The 13,754-nt window shown below is 64.2% G+C and carries 16 protein-coding genes; 9 read left to right on the forward strand and 7 right to left on the reverse strand.

The window, feature by feature from the left end; all coding sequences use genetic code 11:
* The first annotated feature begins 11 nt into the window (after positions 1 to 11).
* Positions 12 to 899, forward strand: a complete 888-nt coding sequence (locus G9Q80_RS07520; RefSeq protein ID WP_088713853.1) for an endonuclease/exonuclease/phosphatase family protein — start codon at positions 12 to 14, stop codon at positions 897 to 899.
* Between the two features lie 416 nt (positions 900 to 1,315).
* The gene (locus tag G9Q80_RS07525; RefSeq protein ID WP_043138652.1) at positions 1,316 to 1,870 is read left to right on the forward strand and encodes a hypothetical protein; all 555 of its coding nucleotides are present in this window, start codon (positions 1,316 to 1,318) and stop codon (positions 1,868 to 1,870) included.
* 59 nt (positions 1,871 to 1,929) lie between these two features.
* Here the strand turns inward: G9Q80_RS07525 and G9Q80_RS07530 are convergent, their stop codons facing one another.
* The 6 genes from G9Q80_RS07530 to G9Q80_RS07555 form a co-directional block, all read right to left on the reverse strand.
* Positions 1,930 to 2,721, reverse strand: coding sequence for a hypothetical protein (locus tag G9Q80_RS07530; RefSeq protein ID WP_133066349.1), 792 nt, complete (start codon positions 2,719 to 2,721; stop codon positions 1,930 to 1,932).
* On the reverse strand, positions 2,718 to 3,620 hold the full coding sequence (locus tag G9Q80_RS07535) for an ankyrin repeat domain-containing protein (protein ID WP_088713852.1): 903 nt from the start codon (positions 3,618 to 3,620) through the stop codon (positions 2,718 to 2,720). The genes G9Q80_RS07530 and G9Q80_RS07535 overlap by 4 nt, the downstream gene beginning before the upstream one ends.
* A 134-nt stretch (positions 3,621 to 3,754) precedes the next feature.
* Positions 3,755 to 4,837, reverse strand: coding sequence for a methyltetrahydrofolate cobalamin methyltransferase (locus G9Q80_RS07540; protein WP_043138658.1), 1,083 nt, complete (start codon positions 4,835 to 4,837; stop codon positions 3,755 to 3,757).
* Entirely contained in the window at positions 4,834 to 5,502 is a 669-nt protein-coding gene (locus tag G9Q80_RS07545) for an HAD family hydrolase (RefSeq protein WP_088668550.1), read from the reverse strand. Before G9Q80_RS07545 ends, G9Q80_RS07540 begins: the two co-directional genes overlap by 4 nt.
* A gap of 3 nt (positions 5,503 to 5,505) precedes the next feature.
* Positions 5,506 to 6,435: a methylenetetrahydrofolate reductase gene (locus G9Q80_RS07550; RefSeq protein WP_069208899.1), complete on the reverse strand. Its 930-nt coding sequence runs from the start codon at positions 6,433 to 6,435 to the stop codon at positions 5,506 to 5,508.
* A gap of 36 nt (positions 6,436 to 6,471) precedes the next feature.
* Entirely contained in the window at positions 6,472 to 6,768 is a 297-nt protein-coding gene (locus tag G9Q80_RS07555) for a virulence factor (protein WP_043138666.1), read from the reverse strand.
* A gap of 207 nt (positions 6,769 to 6,975) precedes the next feature.
* On the opposite strand from G9Q80_RS07555, the gene G9Q80_RS07560 reads away from it, so the two are divergent.
* Both G9Q80_RS07560 and G9Q80_RS07565 read left to right on the forward strand, forming a co-directional pair.
* A complete protein-coding gene (locus G9Q80_RS07560; protein ID WP_246870494.1) occupies positions 6,976 to 7,695 on the forward strand; it encodes a sulfotransferase family 2 domain-containing protein in 720 nt (239 codons plus the stop codon).
* A gap of 32 nt (positions 7,696 to 7,727) precedes the next feature.
* Positions 7,728 to 8,840 (forward strand): Ppx/GppA phosphatase family protein, encoded by a 1,113-nt coding sequence (locus G9Q80_RS07565; RefSeq protein WP_043138673.1) that lies wholly within the window; start codon positions 7,728 to 7,730, stop codon positions 8,838 to 8,840.
* 12 nt (positions 8,841 to 8,852) lie between these two features.
* Here G9Q80_RS07565 and G9Q80_RS07570 read toward each other — a convergent pair whose 3' ends face one another.
* Positions 8,853 to 9,200, reverse strand: coding sequence for a DUF1428 domain-containing protein (locus G9Q80_RS07570; RefSeq protein WP_069208897.1), 348 nt, complete (start codon positions 9,198 to 9,200; stop codon positions 8,853 to 8,855).
* 143 nt (positions 9,201 to 9,343) lie between these two features.
* Between G9Q80_RS07570 and G9Q80_RS07575 the strand changes: the two genes are divergently transcribed.
* The 5 genes from G9Q80_RS07575 to G9Q80_RS07595 all read left to right on the forward strand — a co-directional run bounded on the left by G9Q80_RS07575 (position 9,344) and on the right by G9Q80_RS07595 (position 13,722).
* Complete coding sequence (locus G9Q80_RS07575) at positions 9,344 to 10,075, forward strand: RlmE family RNA methyltransferase (RefSeq protein ID WP_043138676.1); 732 nt, start codon at positions 9,344 to 9,346, stop codon at positions 10,073 to 10,075.
* A gap of 334 nt (positions 10,076 to 10,409) precedes the next feature.
* Positions 10,410 to 11,036, forward strand: a complete 627-nt coding sequence (locus G9Q80_RS07580; protein ID WP_088713850.1) for a GDSL-type esterase/lipase family protein — start codon at positions 10,410 to 10,412, stop codon at positions 11,034 to 11,036.
* On the forward strand, positions 11,033 to 11,473 hold the full coding sequence (locus G9Q80_RS07585; RefSeq protein WP_088713849.1) for a lipocalin family protein: 441 nt from the start codon (positions 11,033 to 11,035) through the stop codon (positions 11,471 to 11,473). Before G9Q80_RS07580 ends, G9Q80_RS07585 begins: the two co-directional genes overlap by 4 nt.
* Positions 11,470 to 12,231, forward strand: coding sequence for an SDR family oxidoreductase (locus tag G9Q80_RS07590; protein ID WP_088713848.1), 762 nt, complete (start codon positions 11,470 to 11,472; stop codon positions 12,229 to 12,231). The genes G9Q80_RS07585 and G9Q80_RS07590 overlap by 4 nt, the downstream gene beginning before the upstream one ends.
* Before the next feature lie 81 nt (positions 12,232 to 12,312).
* Entirely contained in the window at positions 12,313 to 13,722 is a 1,410-nt protein-coding gene (locus tag G9Q80_RS07595; RefSeq protein WP_088713847.1) for a carnitine 3-dehydrogenase, read from the forward strand.
* Positions 13,723 to 13,754 lie beyond the last annotated feature (32 nt).

A 13,754-nucleotide genomic window follows, 5' to 3' on the forward strand; every position in this document is an offset into this window, starting at 1 on the left:
GACTGTGAGCCATGCGGATCGCGACCCTGAACATGCAGAACCTGCGTTTGATGCCGGATGGCACGGTTTTCGGAGCGCGCGACCGTGACGATGACGAAAGCCCGGCGCTGGACGAGGCGGACCGCCGGTTGACCGCGGCACTGCTGGCGCAGGCGGATGCCGACGTGCTGGCCTTGCAGGAGGTTTTTGACCAGGCCAGCCTGGATGCCTTTCACGACCGCTATCTGATGCAACACTGTGCGCCCTATCCCTGGCGGCTGTGCCTGCCGGGCAACGATGGGCGTGGCCTGGACGTGGCGATCATGTCGCGCAGTCCCTGGGGTCATGCCGCCAGCCACGCGGGGGTGACACCCGAGGACCTGGGGCTTGATCCGCCCGAGGACATGGCCCGCGATCTACCGATCTTTCGGCGCGACGGTCTGGAGTTGCGTTTTGGCGAACTGACGCTTTTCGTCGTGCATTTCAAGGCGCCATACCCGGATGCGGCGCGGGCCTGGGCGGTGCGGCGGCTGGAGGCGGAGGCGCTTGCGCGGTTGGTGGCGCGCGCCGGACCGCTGTGGCTGGTGGCGGGGGACCTGAACGAGCCGGGAACGGCGTCCGAACGGGCCGTGGCACCGCTTGAGGCGCTTGGCGAAAACCTGATGCTGCGGCTGCCCGAGGCCGAGCGCTGGACCTATTTCCAGCCAGATGAGCGGCGCTATGGCGCGCCCGACGGATTGATCGCCTCACCCATGCTGGCCGCCCGGCTCGAAGGGGTCGTGCCGCAGGTCCTGCGCGCCGGAATGGGACGGGAGGCGGGGCCGGAAGGCGCCGAGCGTCTGCCGGAAACCGGGCTTCATCGTCCGCATGCCAGTGATCACGCGGGGGTTGTGTTGGACCTGGGGGTCGTCAAGCGGTAGCTTACCTGGCAGTCCTGGTGCGGCTGCGCGGAATGTGTGCGGCGGTCAAGGCGTTTGGGCAAGAATATGCCACCGTCTGCAAAAACTTCATGTCGCTTTGTTTCGGGTTCCCTCTGTGCGCATTCAGGCCCCCTGAAACTTTAAGAATGTCGCGTAATATTTTGCATTTAAATATTTAATATCGTGAATGCCTGTGGTCTGGGAGTAATAGCCCGTCAGGTGAAGTTCCAGCGCTGGACGCTGACAACAGCAGAAATGCTCCTGCACGCGATAGGCGAAAAATGGCCTCCTGTTTCTCTGGTTGCTTGACCGCGTTGCGGGGGTTTGGGATCGTTTCCACACCACTAAGTTGAACGCCGCCAACAGAAAGCAGATACGGAAACACGGGCTCTGGCCCGCAACAAGAGGTTTTGCCCGTGGGGACCAAACGCAACGAGCTCTGGACGGAAAGTGCAGAGGTTCATTTCCTTCGGACCCGGAGAGGCGCTGTGGCTGCGGCGGAACGGGCCTTTGCGACCTATGACACGCTCACTGACCCCGACACGGGCGGACGCGCGCCGGAGATCTGGGACCTGGACCTTTTTATCCTGCAAGCGCCCCACGACGGCATCGCGGACCAGCTTGGCGGGCTGGGTGATTGGGTGGCGTCGGTGACGGTCTTCGGACAGGTCCGCGACGCGCTGCGGATCGCGGAGCGGGTGGACGGCGACGGCGCAGCCTTTCTGGTGAACATCGACGTCTTCGGGCCGCTGGAACAAGCAGTGGATGTCCTGCTTTCTTTGCGCCGCACGAACCCCATGCTGACCATCCTTGTGATGTCGTCCGAGTTCGTGCGCGACGATACCTCGCTGGAGCGCAGCGCCATCGCAGACACCTCCCTGCGGCTGCCCTGCACGCCGGAACGCCTGCGGGACGGGTTGTTCTGTGCGGCGGAAAACACCAAGCTGCGCCAGTTGGGCCTGGCTCTCTGACGAATTTGCTCGTCCGGGTGACGGATGAATGAGTAAAGGTTTGGGGAGTGTTATTCCTGTCAGGGTAGGGTTGGAGCTGGTGGAGGCACTTTAACGGTCTGCAAGTCCTCGCCGGGGCAGCCATCTGGCAATTCAAGGCAGTCGCATTTGTAGTGAACCGGCGCGGCGGCATCTTTGCCGAGTTCCTTTTCCATCCTTTGCGCGTGCTTGCGACATTGCTGCAGGGTAAGCGTTGCCGAAAGGCTCAAGGATGGTATTTTGGCGCACGCTTCAAGAAGGTCCGAGTTTTCCACGTCGGGTAGATTGGCGAGACCTCGCAATTCTCCCATCTCCTTCGCCGTTTCACAAGCATCGGACACTTCCAATGCTGTAACACTAACGATCGTCAAGGCGCCAACCACGGGAATTCCTTCCAAGACCATCGAAGCGAGATTTCGAGTTGCGTTGATGCTGGATCGTCTAACGATCCGTGTTGTCAGGGTATCGATTTTCGTGAGGTTGGATGCGCTCAGGCGGGGTGTTTTTTTGAGTTCATCGAGTTCATTTTTCAGCGTGACATTAGACGACTTAAGGGAGGCGTTGGCATCAGCGGCCCGCCGGTACCTTTTTCGTTCCGTTTCGAGGTCTTGTTGAAGTTTATCGGAACGGCGCCGAGCATCCTTTTCCCCGTTTTTCGCTGCTGCGAGTTCCGAAGCCGTTGAGAGCACAGGCTGCACCGCCAGCTTTTGCGCGGCCGCCATCATGAGACCTGCCAAAGGGGCATAAGCGAAAGTCAGGAGGTTGAAGGCAAGTGTAAACAGTACAACACCAAGCACCAAAAGGGCTCGGGTCAGCGTGAAAAGTCGTCTCATTGTTTGGGGCACTGTTCATGCAGTTTCCAGTAGGCCTCATCTTGGGCAAGTGCCTTGTTGTAGGCGTGACCTGTCAAGGCCGTTGTTCCTGTCGACGAACTGTGGCACGGGTCTTCGGAGTGTTTCATCATCAGTGCGAAGACTTCAGGATTTTCGGTATAATAAGCTGCCGAGATCAAGGGAGTTACGTCGTCATCACGCTGATGGTCGACGTCCGCGCCCGCGGCGATCAGGCGTTCGGCAATTGCCAATTCGTTCAACGTGTTCCTTGTGACAACATGCAGGGCGGTGTTGCCGTCGAAGTCCACTTCGTCGACGCCTGCGCCGCCGCGCAAAAGGACGTCGACCTCTGCAAGCCCCGCGCTTGTCACAGCTCGCTGTAGCGGTTTGCGGCCTTCAGCGTCGGCGCTATTCGGATCTGCACCACCCAGTAACAGTGCCGCAAGGATGGGCGCTGCATCGGGGCGGTCTGCTGCCAGATGCAATGCACTGTCAGCACAGGTCCCAATCCTGCAAGTATCCGGAGGAATTCGCTTGTCAATTTCGCTGCCCCAGAGCAACAGATAGCTGATCACCGCACTGTGGTCTGTTTGTTCGGCGGCTGAATGAAGCGGGGTGCGACCCGTGGCTGTTGTCAGGGAAACGTCGGCGCCCAATCTCAACAAGTGCAGGACGGACTCAGGGGATCCTGCAGTTGCCGCGAAGTGAAGCGGGGTCTCGCCGTTGTCGCTGCGCTCTGACAGTGTGCGCCCCGCGTCCAGACAAGCTTGAATCTCGTCGGGTGTGGAAACGGAAAAAAATTCTTTGCTCAACCAGATGTCGCAACTGGCTGCGGTTGCCACCGCTGGAGCCAGAATTGAAGTAAACAAGCTAATAGATAGTAGTGTCCTGATGTGCATTAAGGCGGTCCGCAGATAATTTCGAATTTGACGACAGGCTGCGGCGGAGCTTCAAAACTTGTCAATAGCTTGAAACGAAAGAGGCACGCCTTGGGGCGTGCCTCGTTTTGTTCGTCTCGATTCTTCTGTAGACATCAGGCCCGGCGGCGCCGTCCGCCGGTGCGGCCGGCGCGGCCGCGGCCTTCCTGGCCGGCCTTGGGGGCCTGGCGGTTGAACTCGATCCAGGCGGCGCCGCCGTCGTCGTTGTTGGTCAGGAAGTTGGCGGCGCGGATGGCCTCCATCTCCTTGCCGGCGCGCGGCTTGGTCGAGCCCATGCCGAAGAGGGTGACAAAGGTCTCGTCGTCGATGTCCTCGGGCAGGATGATCCCGGCGGCGGCAACCTCGGCCTTTTTCTCGGCGATCTTGGCGGCGTTCACCGGCAGGGCGACCGGGTTCATGATGGCCGAGGTCATGCCCGCGCCCATCGCCATCGGCAGGAAGGCGTTGTTGATGCCGTGACGGTTCGGCAGGCCGAAGGAGATATTCGAGGCGCCGCAGGTGGTGTTCACGCCCAGTTCCTCGCGCAGGCGGCGAACCAGGGTAAAGACCTGCTGGCCGGCGGTGGCCATTGCGCCGATGGGCATCACCAGCGGGTCGACCACGATGTCATGCGCGGGAATGCCGAAATCGGCGGCGCGCTCGACGATCTTCTTGGCCACGGCAAAGCGGACCTCGGGGTCTTCGGAGATGCCCGTGTCGTCGTTCGAGATCGCCACGACCGGCACGTTGTATTTCTTGACCAGCGGCAGCACCAGTTCCAGGCGCTCTTCCTCGCCGGTGACCGAGTTCAGCAGCGGGCGGCCTTCGGCGGCGGCCAGGCCGTTTTCCAGGGCGCCGGGGACCGAGCTGTCGATGCAGAGCGGGATGTCGACGACGTTCTGGACCACTTCGACCAGCTGGCGCATCAGCGTCGGCTCGACAAAGTTGTTGTCGGCGTAGCGCGGATCCTCGGCCATCTTGTTGGAGAAGACGGCGCCCGAGTTGATGTCCAGAACGGTGGCGCCGGCGGCAACCTGCGCGATGGCGTCGGCCTCGACGCGGCTGAAATCGCCGGCTTCGAGTTCCACGTTCAGGATCTTGCGGCCCGTGGGGTTGATCCGCTCGCCGATCACGCAGAACGGTTCGTCAAAGCCGATGACGGCGGTTTTGGTTTTCGACTCGACGATGGTGCGGGTCATTGAACTGGCTCTCCTGTCAGGCGCCCGAGGATCAGCTCGAGCGCGGGGTCGTTGAAATCTTGTATCGTGTCCTGCGCGCCGTGGGCACGCAGGTCTGCATCCGCAAGCCCCGAACGGAGCCCCACGGTATAGGCACCCGAGGCGGCGGCGGCGCGCAGCCCCGAGGCGCTGTCCTCGAAGGCGACGGCATGGCCGGGTGCGATGTCCAGCGCACGCATCGCCGCCAGGTAAGGCTCGGGGTCGGGTTTGCCCCGGGCGCATTCCTCGCCGATCACCAGCACCTCGAAGGCCGCGCGCAGGCCCACGGCTTCGAGCATGGCCTCGGCGTTCAGCCGGTTGGCATTGGTCACGACCGCCAGCGCCCAGCCTTCGGCCCGCGCCCGGTCGATCAGCTTTTCGGCCCCGGGCATGGCCGGGTAGGGACGCGGCAGGCGGTCGCGGAACCGCGCCTCCTTGAGGTCCGACAGGCCCTGCGGATCTTCGAGATCCGGCAGGAACTCGGCAAAGAAATCCGTGTTCAGTCGTCCGTGCACATGTGCCATGTAGAAGTCCTCGGTGACCTCGATGCCATAGGGCACCATCAGGTCGACGAAGACCTCCCGATGAATGTCATCGGTCATCAGCATTGTGCCGTCCAGGTCGAACAGCAGGGCCGGTCGGGTCATGCCTTAGCCATGCGCCGCGGCGGGACGTCCCGAGGCGCCGCCGTTTGCGATGGCCCATTCGGCGTTCGTCTTGATGCCGCCCAGCGGGAAGAAGTGGACCTGTTCGATGTTGAAGTCCGGGTTTGCCGCCTTGTGGGCCGCCAGTTGCGACAGGACCTCTGTCGGCTCGTAGGGCAGCAGCAGCTTGGACACATCCATCGCGCGCTTTTGCAGGACCTTGAGCGAGGGGCCGACGCCGCAGGCGATGGCGAATTTGATCAGGGTCTGCAGTTTTGCCGGGCCGGCGATGCCGATGTGCACGGGCAGGTCGATGCCCTCGGATTTCAGGCGGTTGGCCCAGGTGATGATCGGACCGGCGTCAAAGGCGAACTGGGTGGCCAGGGCCATCTGCGCGTCGGTGCGTTCGCTGAACGACTGTTTCCAGCGCAGCGCTTCCATCACGGTGGCGTCGCCGCCGTTCGGGTCGATGTCCTTGTTGCCCTCGGGGTGACCGGCGACATGCAGCCGCTTGAAGCCCGCCTTGTCGAAGAGGCCGGTTTCCATCAGCTGCATCGAGCTGTGGAAATCGCCGTGCGGTTCGGTCACGCCACCGGCCAGCAGCAGCGCCTGCTCGACGCCTGCCTCGCCCTGGTACATGGCGATCCAGTTTTCCAGCGTCGCGGCATCCTTGATGATGCGGGCCGGGAAATGCGGCATCACGTTGTAGCCCTCGCCCGACAGGCGCTTGGCCGTGGCGACCATTTCCTCGATCGGCGTGCCCTCGATATGGGCGATGTAGACGCGTGTGCCCTCGGGCAGGAGCGCGCGGAAATCCTCGACCTTGGAGGCCGTGCGCGGCATGACCTCGATCGAGTAGTTCTGCAGGAAGGCCTCCATCTCGGGGTTGCCGGTTTTGGGGGCTTCGTCGCGCTTGCGGAAGTTCAAGAGGGCCATGAGCGTCTCCTTAAGGGTCATGTCGTGATCCGGGCCTCAGGCCCAGCCGTCGTTGGCGATGAGCGCCTTGATGCGCTCTTGATCGAACTCCGCCTCCAGCCGTGCGGCTTCGGCGTTTGCGGCTTCCTGCGGGTCGCCTTCGACGGTGCCGGAGACCACCTTGCGCCACTCTGCAAGATAGGCGTCCGTCTCTGCGGCGCCAGTCTTCATGGCGGCGCGGTCGATGGCCTGCTCGAACCGTTCGGGCAGCTGGACCTTGGCGCCACGGCGGCCCTTGCCCACGATGACCTGGGCGGGGATGTCGCGCCAGTAGACGATGGTCAGCTCTGCCATAGGTCCGATTCCCTTGCTTCTTCGTGCTTCTTTACGCGCGGTACGACATGGGCACGGGTCGATTTTCGACTTGTCCCGCGCCATGCGCGACAGCTTATGCCGGGTGCGTCCGGGTTCCAACCGCAACGAAGGTCAGAAGTTCTCACCATCTAGATGAGGAAAATTAAGGTTTGTGCCCGATTTCTGCCGCATGCCGCTGGTAGCCGCATGTCACGCAAGGGAAGGGAATGCGCCTTGGTCATCGCAATCGACGCCTGGAAACTGGCCTATGTCGCCCTGCCGAAGGCGGGATGTTCATCGGTGAAGAAGGCGCTTGCGATGCTGGACCCCTGGGTGGCTGTCCCGGACAAGCCCGATTTCCAGACCTGGCACCGGATCTACCAGACACGGCGGTATCATCCCGGGCTCTGGGCCGAACACGCCGATTTCTTTCGGTTCTGCGTGGTGCGCGATCCGGCGAAGCGCCTTATGTCGTGCTACACGGACATCGTCGTCAAGCGTCGTGCGCTCAAGGACAGCCCAAGGGTGCGCGCGACAGGCGGCCTGCCGGTGAACCCGGACCCCGACACGTTCTTTTGTCGCTTGCCGCGCTACCGGCGCAAATCGTCCATCGTCAAGCATCACGTTCTGGGGGCCGAGTTGTTCCTTGGCCCGGACCTGCGTGGCGATTACGACCGGGTCTATCGCACCGGCGAACTGGACGAACTGGCCGCTGACCTGAGCCGACGCACCGGCGAACTCGTCCGGATGCCGCATGCCAATTCCAGCGGCGGAAAGCTGTCGATCTTCGACCTTGAGGGGCGCACCATCGACCGGTTGCGCCCGCTTTTGGACGCACAGTACGACTACCTGCGCGATTACTTTGTCAATCCGCTGGGACCCCGGATACATGATGCTTGCGCGATAGGGGAACGGCGCGTATCGTGAAGCCAAGTTGATCTCGGAAAAGGCGCGACGTCATGGCGCCAAAGCGTCCCAAGGCTGCGGGCGCTTTCCCGAAACCGGTCGAGAGCCCCGCGCCATCACGGCCAGATCCCAACGCGCTCTATGCGGCGCTGGATCTGGGAACAAACAGTTGCCGCATGCTGATTGCCCAGCCGAAGGGCAGCCAGTTCCATGTGGTCGACAGCTTTTCGAAGTCCGTCCAGCTAGGGTACGGGCTCGAAAAGACTGGCAGACTTAGCCGCGCCTCGATGGGGCGTACGGTGTCGGCTCTGCATGTGTGCCGTCAGAAAATCGAACGCCACAAGGTGACCCGGATGCGTCTGGTCGCGACAGAGGCCTGTCGCCGGGCGCGCAACGCGCGGGAGTTCATCCGCCACATCCAGCGTGAAACCGGGTTGAAGATGGAGATCATCCAGCCCGAGGAAGAAGCGCGTCTGGCAGTGATTTCCTGCGCGCCGCTGGTCTCGACCAAGACCGAACAGCTCTTGGTGGTGGATATCGGCGGCGGGTCGACGGAACTGGTCTGGATCGACCTCAGCAAGGTCGCGCCCCGGGAACGGCCGCGCGCGATCATGCGCCTGCACGCGGGCTTTCATCCGCCCGACAGCCCGTTCCCCTCGGCCAAGGTGGTGGACTGGATCAGCGTGCCGCTGGGCGTGGCAACGCTACGCGACCAGTTTTCCGACGTCATGGACGATGCCGCGCGCTATGCGCTGATGAGCTGGTATTTCGAGGAAAACCTGGCCGAGTTCGCCCCGTACCAGGACGAACAGGCGCGCGAAGGGTTCCAGATCGTCGGCACCTCGGGCACGGTCACGACCGTTGCCGCCTCGCACCTTGGCTTGCGCCGCTACGACCGGACCAAGGTGGACGGGCTGCGCATGTCCTCGGACCAGATCGAGGCGGTGATCCAGCGCTACCTGGCGATGGGACCGGCGGGCCGCCGCAAGGACCCGCGCATCGGCCCGGATCGCCATGCGCTGATCATGAGCGGGTCGGCGATTCTGCAGGCTTTGCTGCGGCTTTGGCCGACCGACCGCCTTTCGGTGGCCGATCGGGGTCTGCGTGAGGGGCTGCTGTACGCCCAGATGTCCGCCGACGGCGTGCTGGAGGACGGCCCTCTCTGACGGGGGCGCCCCTCAGGCTGTGGTCCGCATCAGTTCTTCGAAACCGCCAAAGATCATGCGTTTGCCGTCGAAGGGCATGTCGAAGGGCTCTTCGTCGCTCATCATTTTGCCCCAGCCCGCATCCCGGACCTCTTTCGACGGCCAGACGATGTACCCCGCGGCGACGCTTTCGCCCTCTTGCGCCTTGACCGCCAGCGGCAGCGACGTGACCTCGCCATCGGGGATGTCGCTGGGCCAGAGATCGACGACATCCGTCGCGCCCAGGCCGATGAACATCTCCTGGGTGAATTTGACGAAATCGCCGTAGGCGGCCTTCTTGTCATCCTGGATCGGAGCAAGGAAAATGTCGTAATAGGGCATGGGTCTCTCCTGTTGCGGTCCTGCGCCGGCATTTGGTCTCCTTTGGCGAGAAAAGGCAACAGGCAGCGCGTGATCGGGAACGGTCTTTCGAGTGGCGCCGCATTGGCGTATGCAAGGGGTTCCCAAAGCAAGGTCGCGTTCAGATGGCGAAGAAACCCACAGGCAGTAAATCCGGCGGCAAGAACAGCTCGGGGCGCGGACAGCGTGACCTCAAGGTCAAGGTCAAGACCGCGCGGGGGCGCAAGCTCTCGTCGACGCTCTGGCTGCAACGGCAGCTGAACGACCCTTACGTCAAGCGCGCCAAGGACGCGGGATATCGCGGGCGCGCGGCCTTCAAGATCCTGGAAATCGACGACAAGTATCGGTTCCTCGTGCCCGGCGCACGGGTGGTCGACCTGGGATGCGCGCCCGGAGGCTGGTGCCAGGTGGCAGTGCCGCGGGTCAATGCGCTGGGGGAAAAGCAGGGCAAGGCCCAGGGGTTTGTCCTGGGTGTCGACCTGCAAGTGGTCGACCCGATCCCGGGGGCCGAGATCCACCAGCTGGATTTCATGGAGGACGGTGCCGACGACAAGGTCAAGGCCTGGCTGGGGGGCAAGGCCGATGTGGTCATGTCGGACATGGCCGCGGCCTCGTCCGGGCACAAGCAGACCGATCACCTGCGGATCATCGCCCTGTGCGAGGCGGCGGCGCACCTGGCCTTCGACGTTCTGGAAGAGGGCGGCACCTTTGTCGCCAAGGTGCTTCAGGGCGGGGCCGAGGGCAGCCTTCAGGCCGAGCTCAAACGCCGGTTCGAAAAGGTGGCGAATTTCAAGCCGCCGGCGAGCCGGTCCGATTCAAGCGAAAAATTCGTTGTCGCCACGGGGTTCCGCGGCTGAGAGAGGCAATGGCCATCTCTTGCAGGCGGCGCGCCTCTTCGGGGCTGAGCGCGGTTTCGCGGTTTGCGGGGACAGGGCTTTCGTCCCCGGGCAAGCGTTCCTGCCGGTAGAGCGCGAACAGCCGCGCGTGGCGCGCCCCGCGCAGGGGCGCCGTCTGGTCATCGCTGTCGCGCATGGGCCTCTCGTGTGGCAGCGGGCCTTGGGGTGCGGACGCAGGGTCAACGGCAGGTGTTGTGCCGTGTCGCGCCGCGAAAAACAAGGCGAAACCGTGCATTTGAGGGATTGACGCCCCGTCGCTATGCCGTCTGGATGGGCGCAAAGCGGGGAGGGTGGCATGAAGACAATCCTGTGTTACGGCGACAGCAATACCCACGGCACGGCGCCGCTTCCGGCGCCCGGCGTGGACCTGCGCCATCCGCCCGGAGACCGCTGGCCCGACGTGATGGCGCGCGAGTTGGGCGCCGGTTTCCGCGTTATCGACGAGGGGTTGCCGGGGCGCACCACCGTGCACGATGACCTGGTCGAGGGCGGGATGCGCAACGGCGCGACGGTGCTGCCTGCGATCCTGCACAGCCACAAGCCGATTGACCTGATGGTGCTCATGCTGGGCACCAACGACCTCAAGATACGCTTTTCGGTCAGCGCCTGGGAAATCGCCCGCTCGGTCGAGCGGCTGGCGCTGATGGCGCGGGCCGAAGGTGTGGTGCGCGATATCGTCCTTGTCTCTCCGGTGCCGGTGCAGGAAACCGGTGCCCTGCGCGAGGTCTTTGCCGGGGCCGAGGCACGGCAGGCCGGGATGGAAGGGTTCATCGAGGCGGCTGCCGAGCGGCAAGAGGCCGGTTTCCTGCGGGCCGGCGATCACGTCGCCGTATCGCCCAAGGACGGCGTCCACTGGGAGCCGGAGGCGCATCACCGCTTTGGCAAGGTTCTGGCCGGGGTCGTCGCGGAGCGTCTGGCGTGAGGGCCTTGTGCCTTGTCCTCGCGCTTTCCGGATGCGCTGCTGCCCCGCCGAACATCGATCTGCCGCTGCGCAATCCCACGGCACCCGTGGCCTCGCAGGCGGATGCGGCCCTGGGGCGGCTTAGCGGGGACTGGCGCGTTGTTCAGGGCGCTGGGGTGTACCCCGGCACGCGGGTGAGGTTCGACGCGGGGCAAGCGGTGATTGGCGGGCGCGCGATGCCGGTCACGGATGAGGGGCAGGGACGGCTGATGCTTGGTGGCGCGCCGGTCTGGGTCTACTGGATCGACGCGGACAACAGGACGGCGGCGCTTGGCGATCCCGATGGGCGGCGGGTCTGGATCATGGACCGCACCGGCACTCCCGGGGAACGTCTGCGCGCGGCGCGCGAAATCCTGGCCTGGTATGGCTATGATCTGGAACGGCTGGAGCAGGGATGACCCGGGTTCTGATCACCGCAGGGGCCGCGGGGCTTGGCCGGGCAATGGCCGAGGGCTGTCTTGCCCGGGGTGACCGGGTGGCTGTCTGCGACGTCGATGCCTCTGCGGTCGATGCTTTTCGCACTGCCCACCCGCAGGCCCTGGCTGAGGTCGTCGATGTGACCGACGAGAGTGCCATGACCGCCTTCCTTGGCCGTGTCGAAGAGACGTTCGGCGGCGTTGACGTGGTCTGTGCAAACGCCGGAACGGGCGGGCAGGCGGGCCGGATCGAGACGCTGGACCTGGACGCCTGGCGGGCCTGTCTCGACGTCAACCTGACGGGTGCCTTCCTGACCTGCCGCTGGGCGGCGCGTGTCATGCGCGCGCAGGGCGACGGGCTGATCGTCTTGACCAGTTCGACCGCCGGCCTGCATGGCTACCCTTTGCGCGCGCCCTATGCCTCGGCCAAATGGGCCATCGTCGGGCTGACCAAGACCCTTGCGATGGAGCTGGGACCGGCAGGCGTGCGGGTGAACGCGATCTGCCCGGGCGCGGTCGAGGGCGACCGGATGGACAGGGTTGTCGCAATGGAAAGCGCGGCGTCGGGCCTCAGCCCCGAGGAGGTGCGCGCGCTTTACGTGCGCGGCGTCTCGCTGCGCAGCTGGGTGACGGCAGAGGACGTGGCCGAGACGGTTCTCTGGCTCTCTTCGCCCGCGGCCCGCAAGATTTCCGGGCAGATCCTGGCGATCGACGGGCACACGGAAACCCTGTCCCCCTGAGGGCGGGAACAGGGCGCGGGGCACTTTCGGTCAGATAAAGGGCCGCTTAGGGTGGAAACGAAACCAAACAGGGAGTGTGACGTGGCAAGACGGGCAGCGATCATCGGCGGTGGTGTCATCGGTGGAGGCTGGGCGGCGCGTTTTGCGCTGATGGGCTGGGAGGTGCGGGTCTACGATCCCGATCCCGAGGCCGAGCGCAAGATCGGCGAGGTCATGGCCGGGGCCGCGCGGACCCTGCCCATGCTGTTCGAGGCACCGATGCCGGCACGGGGCGCAATCAGTTTCCACGACAGCCTTGCCGAGGCGGTTGAGGGCGCCGAGTTCATCCAGGAAAGCGTGCCCGAACGGCTGGACCTGAAACACAAGGTCTATGCCGACATCCAGGCCGCCTGCGAACCCGGCGCGGTGCTGGCCTCGTCGACCAGCGGGTTCAAACCCTCGCAGCTGCAGGAGGGGGCGGCGCGTCCCGGTCAGATCGTCGTCGCGCATCCCTTCAACCCGGTCTACCTCTTGCCGCTGGTCGAGCTGGTGCCGGGTGAGGGGGCAGCGCCGGACATCTTGGAAAAGGCGCGCGAGATCCTCACCGGGATCGGCATGTACCCGCTGCATATCCGGGCCGAGATCGACGCCCATATCGCGGACCGGTTCCTCGAGGCGGTCTGGCGCGAGGCCTTGTGGCTGGTCAAGGACGGTATCGCCACGACCGAAGAAATCGACAACGCGATCCGCTACGGCTTTGGCCTGCGGTGGGCGCAGATGGGCCTGTTCGAGACCTATCGCGTCGCGGGCGGCGAGGCCGGGATGCGGCATTTCATGGCTCAGTTCGGTCCTTGCCTGTCCTGGCCCTGGACCAGGTTGACGGATGTGCCGGAGTTCACCGACGAGCTTGTCGACCTGATCGCGGAACAGTCGGATGCGCAGTCCGGTCACATGTCGATCCGTGACCTGGAACGGTTGCGGGATGACAACTTGGTGGCGATCCTGCGGGCGCTCAAGATGCAGGGCGCGGCGGCGGGCAGGCTGATCCGCGCGCAGGACGACCGGATGCGCGGTCCACTGGAGGAAACCGTGCCGATGGTGACCGTGCGCCGCATCGTGCCGGTGGACTGGACCGATCTGAACGGCCACATGAACGAGGGGCGCTATGGCCAGGTCTTCTCGGACGCCTCGGAAGAGCTGATGACCCATGTGGGCGCCGACCAGGCCTATATCGACGCGGGAAACAGCTATTTCACCGCTGAAACCAACATCAAGTATCTTGCGGAAACACTTGCCGGAGAAGAGATTTTCGTCGAGACGCGCGTGACCTTGGGCGAGGGCAAGAAGCTGCGTCTCTGGCACGAGATGAAGCGCGCGTCGGACGGAGAGGTGCTGGCCACCGGGGACCAGTTCATGCTGCATGTCTCGCTTGAGACACGCCGCAGCTGTCCGCCGCTGGACCATGTGCGCGAAAATGTCGAACGCCTGGCGCGAATGCACGCCGAGGCGTGATCCCCGCTTGATGCGACAGGAAGGAAACAGGG

Origin of the sequence: Mameliella sp. LZ-28, assembly GCF_012274245.1 — a bacterium.
Lineage (GTDB): Bacteria > Pseudomonadota > Alphaproteobacteria > Rhodobacterales > Rhodobacteraceae > Antarctobacter > Antarctobacter albus.

Bases quoted from the DNA above. Each gene is read 5' to 3' on its own strand.
- G9Q80_RS07520 (WP_088713853.1), top strand. From the start codon at position 12: ATGCGGATCGCGACCCTGAACATGCAGAACCTGCGTTTGATGCCGGAT.
- G9Q80_RS07530 (WP_133066349.1), bottom strand. From the start codon at position 2,721: ATGAGACGACTTTTCACGCTGACCCGAGCCCTTTTGGTGCTTGGTGTT.
- G9Q80_RS07535 (WP_088713852.1), bottom strand. From the start codon at position 3,620: ATGCACATCAGGACACTACTATCTATTAGCTTGTTTACTTCAATTCTG.
- G9Q80_RS07540 (WP_043138658.1), bottom strand. From the start codon at position 4,837: ATGACCCGCACCATCGTCGAGTCGAAAACCAAAACCGCCGTCATCGGC.
- G9Q80_RS07545 (WP_088668550.1), bottom strand. From the start codon at position 5,502: ATGACCCGACCGGCCCTGCTGTTCGACCTGGACGGCACAATGCTGATG.
- G9Q80_RS07550 (WP_069208899.1), bottom strand. From the start codon at position 6,435: ATGGCCCTCTTGAACTTCCGCAAGCGCGACGAAGCCCCCAAAACCGGC.
- G9Q80_RS07555 (WP_043138666.1), bottom strand. From the start codon at position 6,768: ATGGCAGAGCTGACCATCGTCTACTGGCGCGACATCCCCGCCCAGGTC.
- G9Q80_RS07560 (WP_246870494.1), top strand. From the start codon at position 6,976: ATGTCACGCAAGGGAAGGGAATGCGCCTTGGTCATCGCAATCGACGCC.
- G9Q80_RS07565 (WP_043138673.1), top strand. From the start codon at position 7,728: ATGGCGCCAAAGCGTCCCAAGGCTGCGGGCGCTTTCCCGAAACCGGTC.
- G9Q80_RS07570 (WP_069208897.1), bottom strand. From the start codon at position 9,200: ATGCCCTATTACGACATTTTCCTTGCTCCGATCCAGGATGACAAGAAG.
- G9Q80_RS07575 (WP_043138676.1), top strand. From the start codon at position 9,344: ATGGCGAAGAAACCCACAGGCAGTAAATCCGGCGGCAAGAACAGCTCG.
- G9Q80_RS07580 (WP_088713850.1), top strand. From the start codon at position 10,410: ATGAAGACAATCCTGTGTTACGGCGACAGCAATACCCACGGCACGGCG.
- G9Q80_RS07590 (WP_088713848.1), top strand. From the start codon at position 11,470: ATGACCCGGGTTCTGATCACCGCAGGGGCCGCGGGGCTTGGCCGGGCA.